Origin of the sequence: Klebsiella sp. Q2, from assembly GCF_009900705.1 — a bacterium.
GTDB lineage: Bacteria > Pseudomonadota > Gammaproteobacteria > Enterobacterales > Enterobacteriaceae > Klebsiella > Klebsiella quasipneumoniae.
Genome location: NZ_JAAABE010000001.1, coordinates 80,269 through 96,579, shown reverse-complemented (window position 1 = coordinate 96,579; position 16,311 = coordinate 80,269). Strand labels below are relative to the sequence as shown.

Annotated in this window: 14 protein-coding genes and 1 pseudogene; 10 read left to right on the top strand and 5 right to left on the bottom strand. The window is 60.0% G+C overall.

The window, feature by feature from the left end; genetic code table 11:
• Positions 1–5: 5 nt before the first annotated feature.
• The 3 genes from GT756_RS00535 to GT756_RS00525 all read right to left on the bottom strand — a co-directional run bounded on the left by GT756_RS00535 (position 6) and on the right by GT756_RS00525 (position 3,139).
• Complete coding sequence (locus GT756_RS00535; RefSeq protein ID WP_017898724.1) at positions 6–1,658, bottom strand: MFS transporter; 1,653 nt, start codon at positions 1,656–1,658, stop codon at positions 6–8.
• Positions 1,658–2,089 (bottom strand): MarR family winged helix-turn-helix transcriptional regulator, encoded by a 432-nt coding sequence (locus GT756_RS00530; protein ID WP_004204063.1) that lies wholly within the window; start codon positions 2,087–2,089, stop codon positions 1,658–1,660. The genes GT756_RS00535 and GT756_RS00530 overlap by 1 nt, the downstream gene beginning before the upstream one ends.
• A 135-nt stretch (positions 2,090–2,224) precedes the next feature.
• On the bottom strand, positions 2,225–3,139 hold the full coding sequence (locus GT756_RS00525) for a LysR family transcriptional regulator (RefSeq protein ID WP_017898723.1): 915 nt from the start codon (positions 3,137–3,139) through the stop codon (positions 2,225–2,227).
• A 100-nt stretch (positions 3,140–3,239) separates the two neighbouring features.
• Here GT756_RS00525 and GT756_RS00520 point away from each other — a divergent pair, with 100 nt between their 5' ends.
• The 7 genes from GT756_RS00520 to GT756_RS00490 are packed head-to-tail and all read left to right on the top strand — an operon-like array spanning position 3,240 to position 10,722.
• The gene (locus GT756_RS00520) at positions 3,240–4,238 is read left to right on the top strand and encodes an aldo/keto reductase (RefSeq protein ID WP_017898722.1); all 999 of its coding nucleotides are present in this window, start codon (positions 3,240–3,242) and stop codon (positions 4,236–4,238) included.
• A gap of 49 nt (positions 4,239–4,287) precedes the next feature.
• Complete coding sequence (locus tag GT756_RS00515) at positions 4,288–5,475, top strand: MFS transporter (protein ID WP_160124499.1); 1,188 nt, start codon at positions 4,288–4,290, stop codon at positions 5,473–5,475.
• The gene (locus GT756_RS00510; RefSeq protein ID WP_023289473.1) at positions 5,472–6,536 is read left to right on the top strand and encodes an aldo/keto reductase; all 1,065 of its coding nucleotides are present in this window, start codon (positions 5,472–5,474) and stop codon (positions 6,534–6,536) included. Before GT756_RS00515 ends, GT756_RS00510 begins: the two co-directional genes overlap by 4 nt.
• A 60-nt stretch (positions 6,537–6,596) precedes the next feature.
• Positions 6,597–8,081, top strand: coding sequence for an NAD(P)/FAD-dependent oxidoreductase (locus tag GT756_RS00505; RefSeq protein ID WP_080841013.1), 1,485 nt, complete (start codon positions 6,597–6,599; stop codon positions 8,079–8,081).
• A 2-nt stretch (positions 8,082–8,083) separates the two neighbouring features.
• Complete coding sequence (locus GT756_RS00500) at positions 8,084–9,289, top strand: acetyl-CoA C-acyltransferase (protein WP_043522959.1); 1,206 nt, start codon at positions 8,084–8,086, stop codon at positions 9,287–9,289.
• 13 nt (positions 9,290–9,302) lie between these two features.
• Positions 9,303–10,088: an AfsA-related hotdog domain-containing protein gene (locus GT756_RS00495; protein WP_023318124.1), complete on the top strand. Its 786-nt coding sequence runs from the start codon at positions 9,303–9,305 to the stop codon at positions 10,086–10,088.
• Complete coding sequence (locus tag GT756_RS00490) at positions 10,069–10,722, top strand: HAD family phosphatase (RefSeq protein ID WP_080841011.1); 654 nt, start codon at positions 10,069–10,071, stop codon at positions 10,720–10,722. The genes GT756_RS00495 and GT756_RS00490 overlap by 20 nt, the downstream gene beginning before the upstream one ends.
• A 62-nt stretch (positions 10,723–10,784) precedes the next feature.
• Here GT756_RS00490 and GT756_RS00485 read toward each other — a convergent pair whose 3' ends face one another.
• Together GT756_RS00485 and GT756_RS25695 are read right to left on the bottom strand one after the other, a co-directional pair.
• Positions 10,785–12,059, bottom strand: a complete 1,275-nt coding sequence (locus GT756_RS00485; protein ID WP_004204074.1) for a Glu/Leu/Phe/Val dehydrogenase — start codon at positions 12,057–12,059, stop codon at positions 10,785–10,787.
• Between the two features lie 212 nt (positions 12,060–12,271).
• Positions 12,272–12,418: pseudogene (locus GT756_RS25695) on the bottom strand (hypothetical protein).
• 169 nt (positions 12,419–12,587) lie between these two features.
• On the opposite strand from GT756_RS25695, the gene GT756_RS00480 reads away from it, so the two are divergent.
• The 3 genes from GT756_RS00480 to astD are packed head-to-tail and all read left to right on the top strand — an operon-like array spanning position 12,588 to position 16,291.
• On the top strand, positions 12,588–13,793 hold the full coding sequence (locus GT756_RS00480; protein ID WP_004204075.1) for a bifunctional succinylornithine transaminase/acetylornithine transaminase: 1,206 nt from the start codon (positions 12,588–12,590) through the stop codon (positions 13,791–13,793).
• 18 nt (positions 13,794–13,811) lie between these two features.
• Entirely contained in the window at positions 13,812–14,834 is a 1,023-nt protein-coding gene (astA, locus tag GT756_RS00475) for an arginine N-succinyltransferase (protein WP_074437472.1), read from the top strand.
• Entirely contained in the window at positions 14,825–16,291 is a 1,467-nt protein-coding gene (gene astD / locus GT756_RS00470; protein WP_004204079.1) for a succinylglutamate-semialdehyde dehydrogenase, read from the top strand. Before astA ends, astD begins: the two co-directional genes overlap by 10 nt.
• The last annotated feature ends 20 nt before the right edge of the window (positions 16,292–16,311 follow it).

The window sequence follows — 16,311 nt, the reverse complement described above, 5'->3', positions numbered from 1 at the left end:
GATAATTATTTGCTGCCAGTGGCGCGTTTTAAAGCGATACGGGCGGTCAGTCGTAAGCGAATTAAGCGCCAGAAAACCCACACTAACGTCCCGGCGGAGATCGCCGCCGTCAGCAGATAGGTATCATTCCAGGCGAGAATATTGGCCTGCAGCGTCGCGGCGTTTTGCAGGAGCGTCGTGGCCTGGACGTTAAGCAGCGTGCTGTCGCCGATCTGGCTCTGGTACATCTGGCTGTACTGCTGCAGGCGCTCGACGATCAGCGGGTTGAGGGTGGTGATCTGATCCGCCAGCTGACTGGAGTGAAATTTCTCCCGCCAGGTCTGGAAAGTACCGAGGATCGCCGATCCCAGCAGGCCGCCGATGTTCTGGCTCATGCCGAACAGCACCGAGAAGCTGACCAGGTTGCGCGGATCGGCGAATACCCCGCCAATACCGGCGAGCATCGCCGGCGCCAGAAAAAAGGCGCTGCCGAAGCCAAGCAAAAACTGGCTGAACATCAGTTGTTCCGGGCGGGTGAGGGCGTTGGACTGACTGTCGAGCAGCGAGGCCACCATGATCAGGGCCAGGGCGGTGGCGGTCGGCCAGTAGAGCTTCTGCGGGTTAAGCGTCAGGCAGCTGGCAATGATCCCGCACAGAATGCCGGCGAAAATTGACCACGCAAGGTTGGTCATCTGTTCGTTTTGCAGGCCAACGTACTGCAGCCAGCCGATCACCCCGGTATTCTGCTCCGCCAGCACGATGCGGATCAGCAGCATAATCAGACCGAGGCGCAGGATACTGCCGCTGGAGAGCCATTTGGTATTGAGCAGGGGATTGCTGCGGTTATGCTCGAAGGCGATGGCAGCGACGATCAGCACCACCGCCGCCGCCAGCGACCAGCCGATCCACGGCGCTTCGAACCACCACTCGAGCCGCCCCAGCGACAGCACCGCGCACACCAGCGCCATGCCGGGGGCCAGCAGGAAGAAGGTGATAAAATCCTTCTTCTCGAACACCTTTTTACGATCGCTCGGCGGCAGCTTCAGCGCGATGACGCAGGCCAGCGACACCAGCGCCAGCCCCAGTTCAAAGAAGTAGAGCCCGCGCCATTCGTCGGTCTGCAGCAGCTCGGTGGAAAAGAGGCGCGCCAGCGGAATGGCCAGCGACGAGCCAGTGATACCGATGGTCAGCCCTTTAAGGCGGTGGCGTGCGGGCCAGGCCTGCACCTGATAGTAGATCCCCAGCGAGCTGAGCGCCGCGGCCACCATGCCGTGGGCGGCGCGGACCATCATCGCCGAGCTGAGATCGTTGACGAACAGGTGGAAGAAGGTGACCAGCACATAGAGCACCAGAAAGCCTTCGGTAAAGGCGCGCAGCCCGAACTGTTGACGAAATTTCACCAGCAGCAGGTTGATGGAGACGTTGGTCATGACATACACCGCCGGCAGCCAGGCGATCTCCGTCGACCAGGCGGCGAAGGTGCCCTGCAGCAGCTGCAGATTGGCGGTGACTACCGCGTTGCCCAGCGCGCCGGTGAGGCACACCAGCAGCCCGACCACCCCGTAGGCCAGGCGCTTCGCCGGGCTGTGCAGCGGCGTCGATGGCGAGCCGAGCAGGGCCGGTTTTTCATGCGGCGCCCAGTCATGGGGGGCGTAAGGGTTACTCTGACGACGGGGCATTATTTCTTCTCCACTTCGCGCAACAGCTTTTCCAGCACCCGCTGAGTTTGTTCCCGCTCCTGCGGAGTAATCGCCGTCAGGATCTCTTCACGCAGATCGTCCGCCACCGTTTTGACCTGCTCGAAGAGGGCCTGCCCCTGGTCGGTGACCACCAGCAGCCGCTTGCGTTTATCGCGGTCGGTGGTGACGCGCTCCACCAGGCCGAGGGTCACCAGGCGGTTGATCAGCGGCACAATGGTCGCGCTCTCCACTCCCAGCTCCTGCGCCAGTTCGCTTTGCGACAGCGGCTGGTGATGGCGGGCGATAGCGGCGACCGCTACCCAGCTGGCCTGGCTGAGGCCGAGGTTTTTCAGCCGACGATTAACCGCCAGCCGCCAGTGATGGGCAGTCAGATATAAAAGATGGGAGAAGTTTAGCTGTCGATGGTCCATAGGTCGTCTGCCAAAATCGTTAGAGCTCTAACGAGTTTATGCCTGACGACCGACGAAATTCAAGGGAAAGGATAAATAAGGGTTAACGGTGTGTGCGTTTATTGTAGCGAACAGGAGGATACCCCCTCAGGCCATTTACTCATGGAGGATGCTCTTATTCTGCGCCATCACCCAGGTGATAAAAGCGCGCAGGGGCGCGGGAATATGTTTGCGACTCGGATAGTAGACGCAGAAATGATCCGCCGGGTAGCGGTAGCTGGGCAATAAGCGGATCAGGCTGCCGGCGTTCAGTTGCGCGGAGACCAGCGACTGATAGACAAAGGCGATCCCCAGTCCGCTCTCCGCCGCCTGGATCATCGCCGTATCGGAATCGACGACCAGATCGCCTTTGACTGCGACTTCGCCTGGCTCGCCGTCGGGGCTGATAAACTCCCACCGGTACTTTTCGCCGCTGGGAAAACATCGGTTGATGCAGCGAAAATTGATCAGCGACTGCGGGGTGTCGGGCGCTCCGGCCTGGCGGAGATAGTCCGGGCTGGCTACCGGGATCAGCGACAGTTTCTCGCCAAAGGGGATGGCAATCATATCTTTGGGCACATCCCGGGAATAACGAATGCCAGCGTCAAAACCGGACTCGATAATATTCACTTTCCGATCGGTGGTAAACAGCTCCAGCGTCACGTCTGGATAGGCGGTTTTAAAAGCAATAAAATAGCGCTGAAAGAAAAGGTCGAGAACAATGCGCGGTAAATTGACTTTCACCACCCCTTCCGGGGTCAGACGGTGATAATTCAGACTGTCGACTACCCGGCGATAATCATTCACCACCGGCGTCATATTATTAAGAAATTCCTCACCCACGGCGGTTAAAGACAAACTGCGCGTCGAGCGATTGAGCAGGCGCACGCCTAATTTTTCTTCCAGATGATTAATAGCGCTGGTGAGGGCCGGCGGTGAAAGATTTAATGCTCTGGCAGCTTGTCGAAAACTACCATGTTTCACTATGAGTATTAATATTTCAATTTGTTGCAAATCAGGCAACGTTTTCATTGTTAATTTCCAGCTAACACCGCGTTCGGAATAGATTAATTGTTATCAATGTAAAAGGGAAGTATATATTTAATAACATTCAGCACGTAAGGAAAATAAGGTGAAAACACGTTATCTCGGAAAAGAGAAGTTCCAGGTTTCCGCATTGGGTCTCGGGTGTATGGGAATGAGTTTTGCCTATGGCGGCGCTGAGGAGTCGCAGGCGATAAATACCATCCATGCCGCAGTGGACATGGGCGTGACCTTCCTCGATTCCGCCGAAGTGTATGGGCCTTTTGACAATGAAGTCCTTGTCGGGAAAGCGATTAAAGGCATTCGCGATAAGGTGCAGATTGCCACCAAATTTGGCTTTCGTATTCTGCCGACCGGCCAGGGGCTGGAGCGGATGGCCGGCGTCGACAGCCGTCCGGAACATATTCGCGAGGCGGTGGAAGGGTCGCTGAAGCGGCTGAATATCGAGACCATCGATCTGCTCTATCAGCACCGCGTCGATCCCGCGGTGCCGGTGGAAGAGGTGGTGGGCACCATGGCCGACCTGGTTAAAGAGGGTAAAATTCGCCACATCGGGCTGTCGGAAGTGTCAGCCCAGACGCTGCGCCGGGCCTGCAAGGTGCATCCGATTACCGCGGTGCAGACGGAATACTCGCTGTGGACCCGTGAGCCGGAGGGCGGCATCCTCAAGGCCTGCCGCGAGCTGGGGGTGGGCTTTGTCCCTTACAGCCCGCTGGGGCGCGGCTTCCTGACAGGCAAAATCACCGACCCCAGCCTCTTCGCTGCCGATGATTTTCGTCGCAATCTGCCGCGCTTCCAGGCCGAAACCATGCGCAAAAACCAGCAGTTGCTCGACCATCTGCAGCAGGTCGCCGGCCGCTACGATGCCACCCTGGCGCAGATGGCTCTCGCCTGGGTGATGAGCAAAGGCGAAGATATCGTGCCGATCCCCGGGGCACGAAAAATCAATCACCTGCGCGATAATGCCGCTGCGGCCGATATTATGCTCTCGCCTGAAGATATTCTCACCATCGATCATATTTTCGCTGCCGAAAACGTCGCCGGCTTACGCTATAACCAGGGCGACTTTAATTTAATCGATAAATAATCTCCTGAATACGTTCCTCCCGCCGTTCTGGCGGGAGATAAGGTAACTTATGACTATTGCTGTTTCCCGTCCGGCGGGATTGCCTGCGGCGGTGTATGCGCTTTCCGTGGGTTCATTTGGTATTGGCACCACCGAATTTGTGATTATGGGTTTATTACTCGATGTGGCCCATGATTTTCATATATCCATTACCCTTGCCGCCTGGTCTATTACCGCTTATGCCTGTGGGGTGGTGATTGGCGCGCCGCTGCTTACGCCGCTATTAAGCCGTTATCGCAAAAAACCGGCGCTGTTATTTTTGATGATCTTATTTTCCATTGGAAATTTAGGCTGCGCGATCGCCGGTAATATGACCATGCTAATTATTGCCAGGGTAATAACCGCTTTCGCTCACGCTTCGTTTTTCGGAATAAGCTCAGTCTATGCCGCGGAGCTGGCGCCGGTAGATAAACGAGCTTCGGCGGTCTCCGCCGTGTTTCTCGGCGCCACCCTGGCCAATATTCTGGGCGTGCCGCTCGGCGCCTGGGTGGGGCAGTACCTTGGCTGGCGCTATACCTTCTATATGGTCACGCTGATCGGCGTTCTCTCCGCCCTGGCAGTCATTGCCCTGGTGCCTGGCCGTCAGGCGCAACCGTCGGCCCAGAGCCGGATCCGTGATGAGCTAAAGGTGCTCCGCCATCCCGCGGTGCTGCGCAGCCTGCTGATCACTGCCCTCGGGTTCTCCGGCGTCTTCGCCGCCTTCACCTACATCGCGCCGATGCTGAAAACCGTCACCGGGATGAGCGAAGACCTTATTCCGCCGGTGCTGATGCTGTTCGGCGTTGGGATGGTCGCCGGGAATCATCTTGGCGGCCGACTGACCGACGGCGGCGTCCGCCGGGCGCTGCTGCTGACTCTCGCTTTGCTGAGCGTCGTCCTGTGCCTTTTCCCGTTGGCTATTCAGACGCTGCCTGGTGCCTGCGCGGCGGTGTTTTTGCTGGGGGCGGCGATGTTCTCCACCATTCCGCCGCTGCAGATGCAGGCGCTGGACAGCAGTGAGAGCGGTAAAAGCATGGTCTCCTCGTGCAATATCGCCGCCTTTAACCTCGGCAATGCCGGCGGCGCCTGGTTTGGCGGGCTGCTGCTCGCCTCTGGCGTCTCTCTATCTCACATTCCTCTGGCCGGTGCTTGCCTGACCGCCAGCGGATTGGTTATCGCTAGTGTGACGTTGTCACCTTTAAAAGGAAGTCAAGCATGAAGTATCGGTATTTAGGTTCCACCGGGCTGTCGGTTTCGGAGCTCTGTTTCGGCGCCATGACGTTTGGTGAGAAAGGGGCCTTTCTCGGCGCGCCGGGGCGCAACTGGTCGGAATTCGGCGTGGTGCCTGAGCAGACGGCCTACGATCTGGTGTACAAAGCGCTGGACGCCGGGATTAACTTTTTTGATACCGCGGACTGTTATAAGAACGGCCAGGGCGAAGAGCTGCTCGGCAACGCGCTGAAGGGAAAACGCCAGCAGGTGATTATCGGCACGAAAGGGCGCTGGCAAACCGACCCCAACCCGAATGCGCTGGGGGCGTCGCGCTACCATATCATCAATGCCGTCGAGGCCAGCCTGCAGCGGCTGAAGACCGATTATATCGATATCTATCACCTTCACGGGTTCGATCCGCGCACCGCACTGGAGGATACCCTGCGCACGCTGGATACCCTGATCCGCGCCGGGAAAATTCGCTATATCGGGGTCTCCAACTACGCGGCCTGGCAGCTGGCGAAGGCGCTGGGGATCTCGGAGCGCCTTGGGCTGGAGAAATTCTGCGTCTATCAGGGCTATTACAATATCGCCGCGCGTGAACTGGAGCATGAGATTATCCCGCTCAGCGTCGATCAGAACGTCGGCATCACCGTCTGGAGCCCGCTGGCCGGGGGCTTTCTCACCGGCAAATACCCGCGCAATCAGGCGTTTCCCGAAGGTAGTCGCCTGGCGAACGCCACGCCGTTCGAATCCGCGCCGATCGCCAACCGCGAGCAGGCCTGGCAGACCCTGGAGGTGATGCAGGAGATTGCCCGCCAGCGCAACGCCAGCGTCGCGCAGGTGGCGCTCAACTGGCTGCGTACCCGTCCGGGCATCGCTTCGCTGGTGATCGGCGCGACCAAACTGGCCCAACTGGAAGATAACCTGGCGGCGCTGAACTGGACGCTGAGCGACGAGGAGACGGCGATCCTCAACAGCGTGAGCGAGAAAGAGAAACCATACCCCTACTGGCATATCTGCAATGTCGCCGGCGATCGTCGTCTGGCCGATGATATCTATCCCTAATCACCCTGCACCCAGGCAACACGCGTATGCCCCACATGGGGCATACAGAGAGGCTCGATCGTGAAAAAAGTACTCATTGTTGGCGCCGGCCCGGTAGGGTTAATCATTGGCTGCTATCTGAATAAGTATGGAATTGATTTTGATATCATTGATAAAAATACCCACAGCACCACCTGGTCCAAAGCGCTGAGCGTCAGTCCGGCGACCATTAAAGCCTTCCACGGCTTAGGCCTTGCCGGGGAACTGATCGCCCAGGGAAAACAGGTGCAGTCAGTCTACGCTTACTATAAAAACCGCAAATTTCTGCATATTGATAACCGCCGACTCGCCACCTGCTATCCCTTCCATGTCAGTATCCCGCAGCCGCGGACGGAGAAGATCCTCGAAACGGCATTAGCCGCCGCCGGGCGGCAGGTGAGACGCGGGCACCAACTGGTCTCCTGGCGCCGGGAGGGGGAGCGCTATCACGTCTCCCTGCTCGACGATGCCCGTCGGGCCTGTTCCGCCGCTTATGACTATATTATCGGCGCCGACGGCGCGGCCAGCACCGTCCGGGAGCTGGCCGGGATCGGCTTTAGCGGTCATGACTATCCGCTGCATTTTGTGATGGCGGATGTGCAGTTCGACCCCGCGGCGGCGCTCCCGGGGACCTCCTACCATATTGATGAGCAAGGCTTTCTGATTTTCCTGCCCATGCCGGACAATCAGGTCAGGATTGTGATTAAAAAAGCCGGGCGCTTGCCGTCGCCGCGTCCGGTGCCGGACCTGCAGGAGATTAACGCCGCGCTGGCGCGCTACTGCCCTCAGGTGCCGCCGGCGCAGAGGCTCACCTGGTCCTCCAGCGCCAATTTCTATAACCGCATCGCCGATGACAATCTGCAGCACCATATTATGCTGGCGGGAGATGCCTTCCACCTGTTCAGTCCCATTGGCGGGCAGGGGATGAACACCGGCGTCCAGGATGCGGTGAACCTCGCCTGGAAGCTGGCTTTCTGTCTGCACGGCGTGGCCACTGACCGACTGCCGGCGTCCTATCGCACCCAGCGCTTCGCCGCGGTGAGCGGTGTGCTGCGCTCCACCGACCATGATACTGGCCTGATCGCCGGTCTGGTGCCGAGAAATCATATCGATGGGGTCTACTTTCCGGAGTTTTGCAACCGTCACTACTATCGTCACCAGCTGCCGCTGCAGTACGCCGGTTTCACCGCGACGCAGGCGCAGGAGACGGACGGCCTGGCAGGGCACCATGTTCCCTGGTACGTTTTTGCCTCGCCGCAGGCGAGGTTTCGCAACAGCTATGACGCCTTCGCCAGCGGTAAGGTGGTGATCTTTTCCGCCCGCGCCGCCTGTCCTCCTTTGTCCCGCCTGAAGCAGGCCGGCTGGTTTATGTTCTGCTCCCTCGAACCGGCGGACAAGGCGTTTCTTGAGGCGCTACAGATCGGTCCCGATGACTACGCGGTGGTTAATCCCGATGGCTATGTGGGCTTTACCGGCAGCGAAGCCGGGACGCGGCAGTATCTTTCCTCGCTCTACGTAATGGAATAATCATGAACAAAGTCTATATCGTCGCGGCCTGCCGTACGCCGGTGGGGCGCTTTCTTGGTGCCCTGAAAACGGTCTCCGCGGTGGAGCTGGCAGCGCTCACCGTCAGGCACAACCTGCAGCAGGCCGGCATTGACCCGGCGTGGATCGATGAGGTGATCTGCGGCTGCGTCCTCGCCGCCGGGCAGGGAATGGGACCGGCGCGTCAGGTTGCGCTGCGGGCAGGGATCCCGGTGCAAACGCCGGCTTACACCCTGAATATGATCTGCGGTAGCGGCATGAAAAGCATGACCGAAGGGGCGATCCATATCCAGAGCGGTTATGCCGACCTGGTGGTCGCCGGCGGAATGGAAAATATGAGTCAGGCGCCGTTTTTGCTGCAGGGAGAGATAAGGGGCGGGATGAAATTCGGCGCATTCAGCAGTGAGGATGTGATCCAGCGCGACGGGTTAACCGATCCGCTGCTGCAGATCCCGATGGGGGAAACGGCGGAGGCCATCGCCGCGCAGGAGCAGATCTCGCGCGCGGCGCAGGACCGGTATGCGCTGGAGAGCCATCAAAAAGCCTCCGTCGCCAGCCGTGCCGGCTATTTTGCCGATGAGATTGTGCCGGTGACGGTCAGCGCGAAGCGGGGCGTCAGCACGGTCCGCGAGGATGAGCCGATCCGCCATGATCTTAGCGCCGGGCAGCTGGCGGCGCTGAAACCTGCTTTTCGCGCTGACGGCAGCGTCACGGCGGGCAACGCCTCCGGGCTGAACGATGGCGCCGCGTCGGTGATCCTCGCTTCGGCGCGCGCCGTTGCCCGCTATGGCCTGCAGCCGCTGGCGGAGATCGTCTCCTTTGGCGAAGGCGGCGTCGATCCGTCCTTGATGGGGCTCGGCCCACTGCCGGCGATAGCGTGCGCCCTGCGCCGCGGTGGTTTTCAGCTCAGCGATATGGCCCGGCTGGAGATTAACGAAGCCTTTGCCGCGCAGGTATTGGGGGTGGTCAGGGGACTGGCCAGAGAGCATCAGATGACGGAGGAGGAGATTGCTTCCCGCCTGAACGTCCACGGCGGCGCGATCGCCCTCGGTCACCCGCTGGGCAGTTCCGGGACGCGGATCGTGGTCAGTCTGGTGCACGCGCTGCGCCGGGAGAATCAACCGACCGGCCTGGCGTCGCTGTGCATCGGCGGCGGGATGGGGATTGCGTTACTGGTGAAAACGATCTGAGGAGACAAGCGCCATGGAAAAATTAATTGTGGTGGGTGAGAAATTTACCGATTTTGCCCGGCGGCATGAGAATGTGCTGACGGTTAATGAGTTTGAGCGGTTTGTCTGGAGCGGCGAGCTGGCCGGCGTCGATAAAATCATTATCGGTCAGGGGGTACAGCTCGACGACATCTCCCGCACCATCTGCATTATTCGTCAGCACTATCCGGACAAAATCCGCCAGATCGTCAATCTGCAGGATCTCTATTATCAAAACAACCGCGATCATCAGCGGTTGGTACATAAACGTAAAAAAGCGAATATCCTCATCACCTCGCCGGAACAACGCGATGAGGATAGCTATTGCGCGCGCCTGATCCTGCAGGATGCCTCGGAGTTACTCTGCGACCACCAGACCGGGCAACATATTCAGGGGATGGTGCTGATCGAGGCGGCGCGGCAGACCATCATCGCCACCTCGGAAAAATTCCTGCTGGCGGAGGCCGGCGTGGCAATGGCGGAGAAGTACTTTACCCTGAGCTCGCTGCAGGTGGCCTTTTCCTGCTTTGTTTTTCCGCTGCCGGTGACCATCGTCCTCAATGTGGTGTCACGCAAAAGTTCAGCCCATGGCCGCTTCACCTGCGAATGCTCGGTGGGGTTTGACCAGACCGGCACCCGCAAAGCGGAAGTTGGCTTTAGCTTCAGCGTCTATGACCTTAACTACATCACTCGCAAAGAGTGCGAGCAGGCGGCGCAGTGCCATCAACATTATCTGGTCAGTATTGAGCAGGGGGACGGGGATGAGCATCGCCTTTTTTGATGTGGATGAAACGCTGATAACCGGCAAAAGTATGTTCCTGTTTCTGCACCGCTATGCCGAGGAATATCCGCTGCAGTGCGGTTTGACGGCCGCGGCGATTATCCGCCAGCTTCAGGCGCTTAGCGAAGCGGGTCAACCGCGGGAAGCGATCAACCGCTACTATTACTCGCTGTTTCGCCACGAGTCGCGCCCCCGGGTGCGGGCGGTCGCCGAGCATCTGTATCGCGAAGGCGGATATGGTTTTCACCACGAGGTGGTGGCGCGCCTCAGGCAGCATCAGGCGCGGGGGGATGACGTGGTGTTTGTCTCCGGGTCGATGACCGACATTCTCTGGCCGGCGATGGCGGCGCTGGGGGTGGAACATGCCCTGTGCTCGGAGCCGGTGGTGGTGGATGACCGCTATACCGGCGAGCTCTGGCGGACCGCCATCGGCGAACACAAGGCGGCGCATGCTCAATGCTATGCGCAGGAACAGGGCCAGCCGCTGGCGGCGTGCTACGCCTTTGGCGATCATATCTCGGATCTGCCGCTGCTCACCGTGGTTGGCAACCCCTGCGCGGTGAATCCCTGTCCGGGTCTGCTGGCGGAGGCGCAGCATCGGGGATGGCCGGTGCTGTGGTCCACCGTCGGCTGACGGCGCGACGGCAAAAAAAAGGGGCGGCGCAATGCCACCCCTGGTGCCCTTTCTGACGGGGATCAGCCCGGGTAGATGCCGCGGTCTTTACGCGCCATCAGGATGCGCTCGCAGGCCACGATATAGGCGGCGGTACGCAGCGTACATTCTTTCTCGGCCGCTTTATCGCAGACGTGAATGATGGCGTCGGTCATGATGCGGTCCATCTTGGCGTTGATCTCCTCTTCGCTCCAGAAGAAGCTGGCCATGTCCTGCACCCACTCAAAGTAGCTGACGGTCACCCCGCCGGCGTTACAGATAACGTCCGGCACCACGATCACGCCGCGCTCGGCCAGCACATCGTCCGCTTCCGGATAGGTTGGGCCGTTGGCCCCTTCCAGCACCAGTTTGCAGGTCAGCTTCTCAGCGCGCTCGCGGGTGATTTGCCCTTCCAGCGCCGCCGGGATCAGGATGTCCATTGGGGTGGTCCAGAAAGCCTCTTTATCAATCTCCTGGGCGCCCGGGAAACCCGCGATCTGCTTTTTCTCCGCCTGCCAGGCGGTGAGGGCGGCCATATCAATCCCGCCTTCGTTGTACAGGGTAGCGGTGTGATCCTGAATAACCACGATACGGGCGCCGACGCCGGCGAACAGGCGCGCTGCTTCGCTACCGACGTTACCAAAGCCCTGCAGCGCCACTTTAGCGCCTTCAATTTCGATTCCGGCGCGACGGGCCACTTCCCGGCCGGTGACGAACACGCCGCGTCCGGTGGCTTTTTCACGACCGAGGGAGCCGCCGAGGTGGATCGGTTTGCCGGTGACCACGCCGGTGATGGTGGTGCCATGGTTCATGGAGTAGGTGTCCATCATCCACGCCATTACTTTGCCGTTGGTGCCAACGTCCGGCGCCGGAATATCTTTCTGCGGCCCGATGATAATGCCGATTTCGCTGGTGTAGCGGCGAGTCAGGCGTTCCAGTTCACCTTCCGACAGCGAGAAGGGGTCGACGCGGATGCCGCCTTTGGCTCCGCCGTAAGGAATATTGACCGCGGCGCACTTAATGGTCATCCAGGCAGAAAGTGCCATGACTTCGTTAAGATCGACATCCGGATGGTAGCGAACACCACCTTTACCCGGTCCACGCGAAAGATTGTGCTGAACGCGATAGCCCTCGAAGTGGCGAATGGTGCCGTCGTCCATCTGCACAGGGATGTCGACGATCAGCGCACGCTTCGGATGGCGCAGGGTTTCCACCCAGTAGGCAAGATCGCCGAGATAAGGCGCGACACGGTCGATCTGGCGCAGGTAGGTGGTCCATGGAGATGTACTACTTTCAGATGCGTAAGATAACTTTTCCATAAGAGTCCTGTTTCTCAGTGTTATTTATGTCGTGTAAAACCGTGGAATAGCTACAGCAGTAAACTCTGTGCAATGAATGGTATCACCAATTTTATAAAGCGGTATTTGACGGCAATTCCGATTTTTAAATTTTTGTTAGATTTTTTATTTTTTAAGTGAATAACTACGCACAAGAACCACCCGCAAGCTGTGCATTTTAATTCACTTTTTATTCACTTAAGTGAATAGAAAAATATTTTTTCTATGTTTTTCATTATCTTGATGATCCTCAAAAAGTGAATAAATTGCGTTTCCCCGTATTGACAATCTTATTGTTCACAGGCCAGCATTAGCCCACACAACAACATGGCATTAACCATGAATTAACAATTACCCGCATAAAGAATAGGGCTTAACTTTTCTGTGGTGAATATTTTTACCATCGCAGCGGGCGCGCTCGTGCCCAAAATAAGCCGAGGGTCAGGGTTAATGTCGATTGTCCAACGCGACGGGAGCGTTTTCCGTCGCCTTACGTTCCGGAGATAAATTATGTCAGGCAGCATGACTCGCGAAGATTTTGACGCTTACCTGGTTCCCTGTTTTGCCCCCGCGCCGTTTATTCCGGTGAGGGCGGCGGGCTCCCGCGTCTGGGACCAGCAGGGGAAAGAGTATATTGATATGGCGGGCGGCATCGCAGTGAACGCCCTGGGCCATGCTCACCCGGCGCTGGCAGAGGCCCTGCAGGGGCAACTGGCGAAACTGTGGCATATCGGCAATGGCTATACCAACGAACCGGTGCTGCAGCTGGCGAAAACCCTCGTGCAGTCCACCTTTGCCGACAAGGTGTTCTTCTGCAACTCCGGCGCCGAAGCGAACGAGGCGGCCCTTAAGCTGGCGCGGAAATATGCCCACGATAAGTTCGGCGGTGAAAAAAGCGAAATCATCGCCTTCAACCACGCCTTCCACGGTCGCACGCTGTTCACCGTCTCCGTCGGCGGCCAGCCGAAATATTCCAGCGATTATGCGCCGCTGCCGCAGGGCATTACCCATCTGCCCTATAACGATATCGAGGCGGTGACTGCGGCGATCTCCTCGCGCACCTGCGCGGTGATTGTCGAGCCGATTATCGGCGAAGGCGGGGTGATCCCGGCGGACCCGGCGTTCCTCCAGGCGCTGCGCGCCCTTTGCGATCGCCACCATGCCACCCTGATATTTGATGAGGTACAGACCGGCGCCGGGCGTACCGGCCATCTCTACGCCTACCAGCATTACAACGTCGTCCCGGACATCCTCACCAGCGCCAAAGGGCTGGGGGGCGGCTTCCCGATCGGCGCGATGCTGGCGAAAGAGGCCTGGGCGCAGGTCTTCCAGCCAGGCACCCATGGCACCACCTTCGGCGGCAACCCGCTGGCGGCGACCGTCGCCAACGCCGTGCTGGCCCATCTGGATGCGCCGCTGCTGGCGGGCGTCGGCGAGCGCCATGCGCTGATCGTCGACCAGCTGAATGCCCTCTCTGCCCGTTACGATGCGTTTAGCGCCGTGCGCGGCGCCGGTCTGCTGATCGGCGCCGAGCTGGCGGGACCGCTGCGCGGGAAGGCCAAAACCCTGACCAACCTGGCGGCGGAAGAGGGTGTGATCGCCCTGATTGCCGGTCCGGACGTGCTGCGCTTCGCGCCGGCGCTCAATATCCCGCTGGCAGATATTGCGGAAGCCTTCGTGCGCCTCGATCGCGCCGTTGCCCGCTTAACCCGCTAACCGGGAGGACGGCCTGTGATGCTATTTCGTCCCGTACGGGAAAACGATCTTGACGACATCGTCCGCCTTGCCGCGCGGGCGGGGGTCGGCATGACCTCCTTACCCCATGATGCCGGGCGCCTGGCCGCCCGGATCCGCCGCAGCATTGACACTTTCGCCGGCGCGCTGCCGCGCGGCCAGCAAGGCTTTCTGTTTGTGCTGGAAGACACCACGCTGTCGCGGGTGGTGGGGGTCAGCGCCATTGAGGTGGCGGTAGGCCTGGACGAGCCGTTTTACAATTTTCGCATTCAGAAAACGGTCCGCGCCTCGAAAGCGCTGGGGGTCTACAAGCCCCAGGAGCTGCTCAATCTGAGCTATGACCACACCGGCCACAGCGAGCTGTGTACGCTGTTTCTCGACCCCGAGTATCAGCGCAACCGCAACGGTCTGCTGCTCTCCAAAGCGCGGTTTTTGTTTATCGCCGCCTTCCGCGAGTGGTTTTCGCCGCACCTGTTTGCCGAACTGCGCGGCTGCAGCGATGAGCAAGGGCAGTCGCCGTTCTGGGATGCGCTAGGCCATCACTTCTTCGAGATCCCGTTCGCCGATGCCGACCGGCTGACCGGCACCGGCATGAAAACCTTTATTGCCGAGCTGATGCCGGCGTACCCGATCTATATCTCGCTGCTGCCGGAGAATGCCCGTCAGGTTATCGGCCAGGTGCACCCCAACACCGCCCCCGCGCGGGCGATCCTCGAGAAAGAGGGGTTCAGCTGGCGCGGCTCGGTGGATATTTTCGATGCCGGTCCGGTGCTGGAGGCGGAGACCGATCAGATCCGCGCCGTGCGCGACTGCCAGTGCCTGCCGGCTCAGCAGTTGGCGGGCACGCTGTCGGTGCCGACGCTCGTCGCCAACGGTCAGTTCGACAATTTTCGGGCGCTGCTGGTGGCCCACGAAGAGCAGGTCTCACTGGACGCCGCCGCGCTGGATGCGCTGCAGGTCACTGAAACCGACCGCGTTTATACGGTAACCCTGAACCCAGAGGAAAACAGATCATGGCGGTAAAAGCACAGTTCATAGCCGGGCAGTGGCAGCCGGGCAGCGGCGCAACGATGAGTAAACTGGCCCCGGAGGATCAGTCTCTGCTGTGGCAGGCGGCCAGCGCGGGGGGCGACGACGTCCAGGCGGCCTGCGCCGCGGCGCGCGCCGCGTTTTATCCCTGGTCGCACCGCCCGCTGGCCGAGCGTATTGACGTCGTACAGCGTTTCGCCGCGCTGCTGGAGACGCATAAAGAGGCGCTGGCGACCCTGATTTCCCGGGAGACCAGCAAGCCGCTGTGGGAGACCCGCACCGAAGTGCAGGCGATGATCGGCAAAGCCGCCATCTCCATCGAGGCCTATCACCAGCGGACGGGCTTTCACGAGTCGACGCTGCCGGACGGTAAAGCGCTGCTGCGCCACAAGCCGCACGGCGTGATGGCGGTCTTCGGCCCTTACAACTTCCCGGGCCACCTGCCCAACGGGCATATCATTCCGGCGCTGATCGCCGGGAATACTATCGTATTTAAACCCAGCGAGCTGACGCCGGCCACTGCGGAACTGACGGTCCAGCTGTGGCAGCAGGCGGGCGTCCCCGACGGGGTGATTAACCTGCTGCAGGGCGGGAAAGCCACCGGCCAGGCGCTGCTGGAAAACCGCGATATCGACGGCGTGCTGTTCACCGGCAGCGCAGCGGCGGGTTTCCACTTCCATCGCTACTTCGGCGGCCAGCCGGAGAAGATGCTGGCCCTCGAAATGGGCGGCAACAACGCGCTGATCGTGGCTGATGTGGCCGATGTCGATGCGGCGCTGCATGTGATTATCCAGTCGGCGTTTATCTCCGCCGGACAGCGCTGCACCTGCGCGCGCCGGCTGATTGTTCAGCGCGGCGAGCAGGGGGATGCGCTGCTGCGGCGGCTGGTGGAGGCCAGCGCGCAGATCCGCGCCGGGAAATGGGATGACCAGCCGGCGCCGTTTATGGGTGGAGTGATTTCCCTTGAGGCGGCGCAGAACATGCTGGCGGCGCAGCAGAAACTGGAGGGACTTGGCGGCAAGGTGCTGCTGCGCCTGCGCCAGCCCGACCCGCACTCCACGGTGCTGACCCCGGGGATCGTCGACGTCACCGGTATCGAGGTGCCGGATGAAGAGTACTTTGGCCCGCTGCTGACGGTTATCCGTTACGACGACTTCCCGGAGGCGATTCGCCACGCCAACCAGACCCGCTATGGCCTGGCCGTGGGGCTGATCTCCAGCGATGCGGCACAGTTTGACCAGCTGGCGGACGAGGCGCGCGCCGGGATCGTCAACTGGAACAAGCCGCTGACCGGCGCTTCCAGTAAAGCGCCGTTTGGCGGGGTGGGCGCCTCCGGTAACCACCGCGCGGCAGCGTGGTACGCCGCCGATTACTGTGCCTGGCCGATGGCCTCTCTGGTCAGCGACACGCTGACGCTTCCGGCGAACGTATCGCCGGGCCTGCCATTCTGATAACGGATCCTGTGAGGACA

What these genes read in the sequence shown, in the direction of transcription:
- GT756_RS00535 (WP_017898724.1), bottom strand. Translation starts at nt 1,658, where the DNA reads ATGCCCCGTCGTCAGAGTAACCCTTACGCCCCCCATGACTGGGCGCCG.
- GT756_RS00530 (WP_004204063.1), bottom strand. Translation starts at nt 2,089, where the DNA reads ATGGACCATCGACAGCTAAACTTCTCCCATCTTTTATATCTGACTGCC.
- GT756_RS00525 (WP_017898723.1), bottom strand. Translation starts at nt 3,139, where the DNA reads ATGAAAACGTTGCCTGATTTGCAACAAATTGAAATATTAATACTCATA.
- GT756_RS00515 (WP_160124499.1), top strand. Translation starts at nt 4,288, where the DNA reads ATGACTATTGCTGTTTCCCGTCCGGCGGGATTGCCTGCGGCGGTGTAT.
- GT756_RS00510 (WP_023289473.1), top strand. Translation starts at nt 5,472, where the DNA reads ATGAAGTATCGGTATTTAGGTTCCACCGGGCTGTCGGTTTCGGAGCTC.
- GT756_RS00500 (WP_043522959.1), top strand. Translation starts at nt 8,084, where the DNA reads ATGAACAAAGTCTATATCGTCGCGGCCTGCCGTACGCCGGTGGGGCGC.
- GT756_RS00495 (WP_023318124.1), top strand. Translation starts at nt 9,303, where the DNA reads ATGGAAAAATTAATTGTGGTGGGTGAGAAATTTACCGATTTTGCCCGG.
- GT756_RS00490 (WP_080841011.1), top strand. Translation starts at nt 10,069, where the DNA reads ATGAGCATCGCCTTTTTTGATGTGGATGAAACGCTGATAACCGGCAAA.
- GT756_RS00485 (WP_004204074.1), bottom strand. Translation starts at nt 12,059, where the DNA reads ATGGAAAAGTTATCTTACGCATCTGAAAGTAGTACATCTCCATGGACC.
- GT756_RS00480 (WP_004204075.1), top strand. Translation starts at nt 12,588, where the DNA reads ATGTCAGGCAGCATGACTCGCGAAGATTTTGACGCTTACCTGGTTCCC.
- astA (WP_074437472.1), top strand. Translation starts at nt 13,812, where the DNA reads ATGCTATTTCGTCCCGTACGGGAAAACGATCTTGACGACATCGTCCGC.
- astD (WP_004204079.1), top strand. Translation starts at nt 14,825, where the DNA reads ATGGCGGTAAAAGCACAGTTCATAGCCGGGCAGTGGCAGCCGGGCAGC.